This is a genomic window from Haloferax sp. AB510 (genome assembly GCF_024136985.1).
Classification (GTDB): Archaea; Halobacteriota; Halobacteria; order Halobacteriales; family Haloferacaceae; genus Haloferax.
The window spans coordinates 1-6,666 of the sequence record NZ_JAMYJY010000151.1; the positions used below are offsets into that span (position 1 = coordinate 1).

Genomic DNA, 6,666 nt, shown 5'->3' on the forward strand with positions numbered 1-6,666 from the left:
CGCTCGGGTGTCGCCGCGGGCGACGAGCAGGTCGCTCCCGCGCTCTCGGTACGCGTCGCGGAGCTCGGTGAGCGCGTCGAGTAAGTACCTGACGCGGGGCACGCCGGCGTGGTCGAGCACGTCCCGGTCGAAGACGAAAAGCGGGGCGACGGGGCCCGCTTCGGCGGCCGTCGCGAGGCCGCGGTTGTCCGCGACTCGCAGGTCCCGGCGGTGCCAGTGCAGTTGCATAGCCGCGCCTCAGGACGGCGGCTATGTCAATGTAGCGGCAGTCCGACCTCGACTCGCAAGTAAAACCGACCGACCCGTCCGTTCGAACGAACTTAATCGCCCGGAGACGCTGGAAATGACTACCTACCGCGCCCAACGGCGGTCATTCGGCCGTTTTCGGACACCTGTTGGCATGGATATGGTACGATGACCGACCCTCGGGTTGGCGCGACTGTCTCGGGTAATGTGATGTTATCGACCGAATTCCGGGACGGGAGCACGTTTACGTTCTTGCTATCTGGTGTACCCAGTTCATACCTATACCGCGTCGTACCCACGGTTCTGGTATGTCCGGGCATCGCTTCCTTCCTGACTCCGCGGTCCGACAGCCGCGTCTCCGCTCCCCACTCGTGTTTCCGCTCCTCCTCTTGACGTTCGTCTGCGGGACGCTCGGCTGGCTCGTCTGGGTTCCCTACGGCGTGTTCCTCGGCGTACTTCCGCCCCTGGTCGTCTTCGGCTTCGCGTTCGCCGAACTCTCGCCGACCTCGCCGTCGCCGCCGATGCTTCCGTCGGCGCGTCCCTCGCCACCGCTCTCACTCGACGGCCGCGTCGACCTCGCCGCCGCGCTACACGGCGCGGGCATCTTCGCGACCGACGCGGACGACAACCTCTCGCTGTCGCCGCGGTTCGCCGAGGACTGGCGCGACCGCATGCTCGAAACCGAGGGCAGAAGCCACGACCGCGAGGCCCTCGCGGAGCTCCTCGGCGTCGACCCGGACAGAGTCGAGATGGGGTGGAACGAGCGGGGGCTGTTCGCGCGACTCGACCGCGGAACCGTCGGCCAGTGGGCCTCCCGCGCCGCGTTCGTCGCCGACCTCACGGCGGTCGCGACGTTCCGCCGATACTACCCCGAGTGGTGGCGGCTCCCGACGGCGGACCGGAACCGCGTCCTCGGCGCCCTTCGGTTGTGTCTCCGAACGTGCCCGACCTGCGACGGTACAGTCGCGGTCGAGAGCGAACGGGTTGCACGGCCCGACAGCGGGCGGACGAAGCGACGCGTCTCGGCGACCTGCCGCGGGTGCGACGCCTCGCTGTTCGACGGCGTGGTCGAGGAGTCGTCGGCCGAACAGTCCGGATCCGACGAGGGTGCCGGCGTGCATCCGCAGAACACGCGGTAAGCGAGGCGCGAGCGCGAGAACGCCGCGCCGCCGACCCGCGTGAGCGGGATTTTCAGGGGAGCGAGTCGATGCCGTCGCGCCGGCCGTCGAGAACCGAAAAGCGCTCTCCGCGGCGTCGTTCGAGCCACCGGAGCAGGCGCTCTGCCCACCTGAGCTTCTGTGCTTTCATCGCGTCTACGGCCGGGTCGTCGAAGTCCCAGCCGGCGAAGACGAGCCGTTTCGCCCCGAGTTCGTCGGCGATGAAGGCGGCCCGGTCGCCGTCGGTGAAGCCGCCCCAGTTGACCACGGGGCCGACCGGGGCCGCCTGCGTCGTCCCGAGGACGTGGTCGGCGTCGAACCGCGGCACCCACTCGCGGACCGCGGGGAGGTTGTCGCCGTGGGCGTGGGCCGCGACGGGCACGCCGGATTCGGTCAGTTCGACCGCCGTCTCGGGGTTCTTGTCGAGGTCGGTCACCATCAAATCGAGGTCGAATCCGGCGGCTCGGACCGCGTCGGCGGCGGTGGAGGCGGCGACGACCACGTCCACGTCGGGGTCGTCGAGTCGGTCGAGTTCGTCCTCGAGCGTCGGGGCCGCCCCGCAGACGGCGACGGTCGCGTCCGCCCAGTCCAGTCGGTCGCGGTCGAAGGGACTCACGAGGTCGGCGAGCGCGTCTCTGGCGCGCTCGTCGCCGGTTCGTTCGAAGCCGAAATCATCGAGAATCCGTTCGTAGACGGGTTCCCACGTGGTGAAATCCATGGTGTAGCTGTCGCTCAGAATGTAACTGTATGGGCCGGAATGGCACTCGTGTACCCCTACCCGCGTGCCCTTCCGGCGTCCACAGGACCGTTTTAGGGTCGGATGGTATAAGTTTTCTCTTAGTAGAACGGTCAACGTCTGCCGAACGTCAGACGAATCGACGGGTCTGGTACGGGATAGCGTACCGGTTAGTTCGTCGCCCGCTCGACGGTCTGTAAAGCGGCTTCGAGGGCATCTGAGGCGTCCGTGACGAGCGTCGGAAGCCGGGCGAGCGCGGCGGGACTCCCGACCAGAAGCGCACCGGTGTCACCGGCGGCGAGGACGGCTCCCGCATCGCCGGCCGCAGCGGCGAGGGACTCCCGGTCGTCGGGGCCGAGCCCCTCCAGTTCGAAGACGCGCGTGACGCTCTCGGTTGCGACCTCGCGGTTCGCGCCGACGCGGTCGAGGTGTCTGGCGGCCTCGCCGGGCGTCGTCACGTCGAGTTCCTCGACCGACACGTCTCCGGGTTCGCGGACGCGACGGCGCTTGAACTCGTGGCCGATGAGGGCGGCGTCGCGGGTCTCTTTCACGTCGTGGGTCCGGACCACGTGTGCGCCGCGTTCGACTGCCATCGAGGTGGCGGCGAGGCTGACGGGCAGCGCTTCCTCGGTCGAACGGCCGGCCACGTTGCGGAGGAAGTTCTTGCGGTTGATGGAGACCAAGATGGGGTAGCCGTAGCCGCGGAACTCCCGCAGGCGGTCGAACGTCTCGCGGTCGTGTTCGAGCGTCTTCGCCTCCGACCAGCCGCCGAAGGCGGGGTCGAGGATGGTCTTGTCGGTGAATCCATTCAGTTCGAGGGCGTCGTAGATGTCGTCGACTTCCGCTATCGCACCGGGGCGAGTGAGGTCTGGGGGACTGGCCATCTTGGCGACGGCGGCGTCGAACTCCTCGCAGACGCGGGGCATCTCCGGGTCGGCGAAGCCGCAGATGTCGTTGACCATGTCGAAGCCGCCGTCGAGCGCCGCCTCGGCGACCTCGTGGTAGCGCGTCTCGATGGAGAAGACGGCGTCGCCGGAGACGCTGTCGAGGACCGAAAGCGCCGTGTCGAGCCGGTCGAGTTCGTCTTCGGCAGACAGCACGTCGAGGCGCTTGTTCGCGGATTCGAGGCCGACGTCGACGATGTCGGCCCCCTCGTCGATGAGTTCGCGGTCGACGTACTCGGCGGCCTCGCTCGGGTCGTTGAACACGCTCGGCTTGTACGGGGACTCCTTGGAGACGTTCAGCACACCCATGATTCGCGGCGGGTGGTCGTCGCCGATTTCGAGTCCTGCCGCATCGACGGTTCGCATACCCGCCGGTTGGACCACACGAACATATGCCGACCGGTCGCGGAAGACGCGTCGGGTCGCCCCGTGGTGGCAGCTCGCCGTCTCTCGCGGACGGCTGACCGGCATCACGCCATTTTTATCCGCCGCTCGGCTACCTCGGCCCATGGCGAAGGTCAGCGTCGGACTCCGCGGATGGCGGTTCGAAGAGTCCGAGATATTCACCGACGAGGGCGAGTTCAAACCGCTCGACGAGATTCCCGAGGACCCGCGGGAGCGACTCATGCGCCTCGTCTCGCTCGTCGAGGAACCGTGCGACGCCTGCTATCTGGTCCACGGCGACGAGGAGATACAGCAGTGCCGACAGGCGTCCATCGTCTACGGCGAGCCCCGCGAGGAAGTGCTCCTCTGCGAGCAGCACGAACCGGACTTCCTCTACTGGTTCCGCGAGGAGGGCGGCCGCGACCTCGTCGGCGACGCGGTGTTCGCCGACGCGTTCCACGAGTGGTTCGCCGGCGACGGCCGCGCCCCCGACGGCTACGGCGGACTGGAGTACGTCGACACCGAACCCGACGAACTACCGTCGCCGCCGGACGCCAACGAGATTCAGCGCCGGCTGGAGGAGAACTTCGTCGAGGGCGAGCGAATCAATCTCCGCGACTACGGCCCCGGCGCGGACGACGAGGACGCGACGCCCCTGACCGAAGACGACCTCGACGGCGTCGACCTCGACACGGACTACCCGACGAAATGAGCGACGACCCAGACGCCGGTGCCGCCGGGGACCGCGAGTTCGTCGTCGTCGTCGTCGAACCCGAGACGCCCGGCAACGTCGGGACCATCGCGCGGGCGATGAAGAACTTCGGCATCTACGACCTCCGCCTCGTCAACCCACCGCCGCTCGACCCCGACGGCGAGGCCTACGGCTTCGCCGGCCACGCTCGCGAGGACGTGCTCCCGAACGCCACCGAGACGACCTTAGAGGAGGTCGTCGAGGAGTTCCACACCATCGGGACGACCGCGGTCTCCCACGAGGACTCCACCCGGCACATCCGTTACCCGTTCAAGACGCCGGTCGAAATCGCCGACTCGCTGGAGTCGGTGGAAACGAAGACCGCGCTCGTCTTCGGCCGCGAGGGCACCGGCCTCGACAACGAGGAGTTGGCGATGCTCGACGAGGTCTGTTGTATCCCCGCCGACGACCGCTACCCCGTGCTCAACCTCGGGCAGGCGGCGACGCTTCTCATGTACGAGCTTCGCCGGTTTACCGTCGAGGAGACACAGCTCCCCGACGTGGAGCGCGAGCGCGCTTCCGAGGCCGAAATCGAGGTCGTCTACCGCTTTTTCGACGAACTGCTCGACGCCGTGGACTACCGCGAGCACAAGCGGACCAAGACCTCGCGGATGATGCGCCGGCTGCTCGGCCGCGCCCACCCGACCGAGCGCGAGGCGGCGACGCTGACGGGCGTGTTCCGCCGCGCCGCCGAGGCCGTCCGCGACCCGGACCGCTTCCGCGACGACGAGAACTGACGCGCTCTGCGCTACTCCTCGCCGTCTCGCCGGGCGAACATCACGTAGCTCACGAACGAACAGACCTTCTCCACCTCGCCCGGCTCGCGCTCGGCGCGGGTCGTCGTCCGAATCTCCACGAGGCCGCGACTGTCGGTCTCGGCGGTCGTGTCCAGCACCTCGGTTTCCACGACGAGCGTGTCGCCCGGGTACACCGGCTTCCACCAGCGAAGTTCGTCGACGCCCTTCGCGCCGAGGGACGCCGAGTCGGCGAGAAAGCCGTCCACGAGCAGGCGCATCGTCATCGATGTGGTGTGCCAGCCGCTGGCGATGACGCCGCCGTACATCGACTCGGACTCGGCGCGCTCCGGGTCGGTGTGGAACCACTGCGGGTCGTACTGCTCGGCGAACGCCAGAATCTCCGATTCGGTCACGTCGTACGCGCCGAACTCGTGGGTGTCGCCGACCGCGAAATCCTCGAAGAACTGCATGACTCCCCTTCGGCCGGACCCGTGGAGAAAGTAGCGGTGGCGGCGGTCCGGGCGCGGCACGCTCGCCCGGGCGCGTTCCACGACTTCGATCCCCCTCCCCCGACGCGCCAGACAGCTTTTGCGACCCGACGCCCTATCGTCACGCGAGATGGCATCGCCCCCGCGCCGCTCTCGCCTCCCGATGGTCGTCGTCGGCGCCGTCGTCCTCGCGTTCTACCTCTCGCTCAGCGCGCTCAGCGCGTTCGCGGTGGTGACGCTCTGGCGGCTCCGTCCCGACCCCGTGACCGCCGCCGTCGTCGCCGTCGCAGTCGCCGTCGTCCTCGGCTATCTGAGCTTCCGCTTCGGTACGGTGCGACTGCTCAGCCAACTCGACGCGCGGGACATGTCGCCCGCGGAGTCGCCGTCAGTCCACCGCCTGCGAGACCGCCTCGCCGAGCGGATGGACCTCGACCCGCCGACGCTGAAACTCGCGCGTTTCTCCGCGCCGAACGCGCTGGCGCTCGACCCGATGGGCCGCGACGTGGTCGTCCTCGACGCCGCGCTGTTCCGTCTCCTCGACACCGACGAGTTCGAGGCGCTGCTCGCGCACGAACTCGCGCACCTCGAACGGAAAGACGGGCTGGTCCAGTCGCTCGTGGCGAGCGTCCTCCAGACGGTCGTCGGCGTCGGCTACCTGTTCGTCTCGCCCGTGACGTTCCTGACGACGGGCGTCGCCCTCGGTTCGGCGTGGATGCGCGGTCAGCCGGGGTCGTGGCACGAGACGCTCGCCGGGCGGATTCGCCTCCGACTGGACGAGTTCGTCGGCCTGTTCGGCTTCGGCCTCACCGTGTTCGTCCGGTCGCAGTCGCGAAAACGGGAGTTCGCGGCCGACGCGCGGGCCGCCGAGGTGACGGGCAAGCCGATGGCGCTCGCGTCGGCCCTGCGGAAGTTAGAGCGGGCCGCTCGCCCGGGATTCGGCCTCTCGCCGCTGTGGGTGTACGGCGAAGTCGAGGTCGAAGACCCGATTTCGGACCTGCTTTCGACCCACCCCTCGACCGACGAGCGCGTGGAGCGACTGGCCGCCATGGCCGACGAGTCGATGACGCGAATCGAGGTGCGGTGAGATGCCCGGCTCGCCCGACCCGGTGCTCGGTAACTGGCTTCTCACCCACGTCGTCGCCGTCGCCGCCGCGCTCGGCACCGTCGGCGTCGTCTACGCGACCCGCGCTCGACGCCCGCGGCTTCCTGACGCCCGCGCTCCT

The 6,666-nt window shown here is 68.6% G+C and carries 8 protein-coding genes; 4 read left to right on the forward strand and 4 right to left on the reverse strand.

Annotated features, from left to right (window positions below):
• The coding region (locus NKF06_RS19180) for a deoxyribodipyrimidine photo-lyase (RefSeq protein WP_253246324.1) at window positions 1-228 on the reverse strand (228 nt) is incomplete at its 3' end.
• A gap of 389 nt (window positions 229-617) precedes the next feature.
• Here NKF06_RS19180 and NKF06_RS19185 point away from each other — a divergent pair.
• Window positions 618-1,385, forward strand: coding sequence for a hypothetical protein (locus NKF06_RS19185; RefSeq protein ID WP_253246327.1), 768 nt, complete (start codon window positions 618-620; stop codon window positions 1,383-1,385).
• A 52-nt stretch (window positions 1,386-1,437) separates the two neighbouring features.
• On the opposite strand, the gene NKF06_RS19190 is transcribed toward NKF06_RS19185, so the two are convergent.
• Together NKF06_RS19190 and folP are read right to left on the reverse strand one after the other, a co-directional pair.
• Entirely contained in the window at window positions 1,438-2,121 is a 684-nt protein-coding gene (locus NKF06_RS19190; RefSeq protein ID WP_058826151.1) for a 6-hydroxymethylpterin diphosphokinase MptE-like protein, read from the reverse strand.
• 188 nt (window positions 2,122-2,309) lie between these two features.
• Window positions 2,310-3,449: a dihydropteroate synthase gene (gene folP, locus NKF06_RS19195; protein WP_058826176.1), complete on the reverse strand. Its 1,140-nt coding sequence runs from the start codon at window positions 3,447-3,449 to the stop codon at window positions 2,310-2,312.
• A gap of 142 nt (window positions 3,450-3,591) precedes the next feature.
• Here folP and NKF06_RS19200 point away from each other — a divergent pair, with 142 nt between their 5' ends.
• Together NKF06_RS19200 and NKF06_RS19205 are read left to right on the forward strand one after the other, a co-directional pair.
• Window positions 3,592-4,179 carry a hypothetical protein gene (locus NKF06_RS19200; protein ID WP_253246325.1) on the forward strand — a complete coding sequence of 196 codons (588 nt, stop codon included), beginning with the start codon at window positions 3,592-3,594 and terminating at the stop codon, window positions 4,177-4,179.
• Window positions 4,176-4,955, forward strand: a complete 780-nt coding sequence (locus tag NKF06_RS19205; RefSeq protein ID WP_058826149.1) for an RNA methyltransferase — start codon at window positions 4,176-4,178, stop codon at window positions 4,953-4,955. Before NKF06_RS19200 ends, NKF06_RS19205 begins: the two co-directional genes overlap by 4 nt.
• 11 nt (window positions 4,956-4,966) lie before the next feature.
• Here NKF06_RS19205 and NKF06_RS19210 read toward each other — a convergent pair whose 3' ends face one another.
• Window positions 4,967-5,425, reverse strand: a complete 459-nt coding sequence (locus tag NKF06_RS19210; RefSeq protein WP_253246326.1) for a MaoC family dehydratase — start codon at window positions 5,423-5,425, stop codon at window positions 4,967-4,969.
• Between the two features lie 181 nt (window positions 5,426-5,606).
• On the opposite strand from NKF06_RS19210, the gene NKF06_RS19215 reads away from it, so the two are divergent.
• Window positions 5,607-6,527 (forward strand): M48 family metalloprotease, encoded by a 921-nt coding sequence (locus tag NKF06_RS19215; RefSeq protein ID WP_253246328.1) that lies wholly within the window; start codon window positions 5,607-5,609, stop codon window positions 6,525-6,527.
• The last annotated feature ends 139 nt before the right edge of the window (window positions 6,528-6,666 follow it).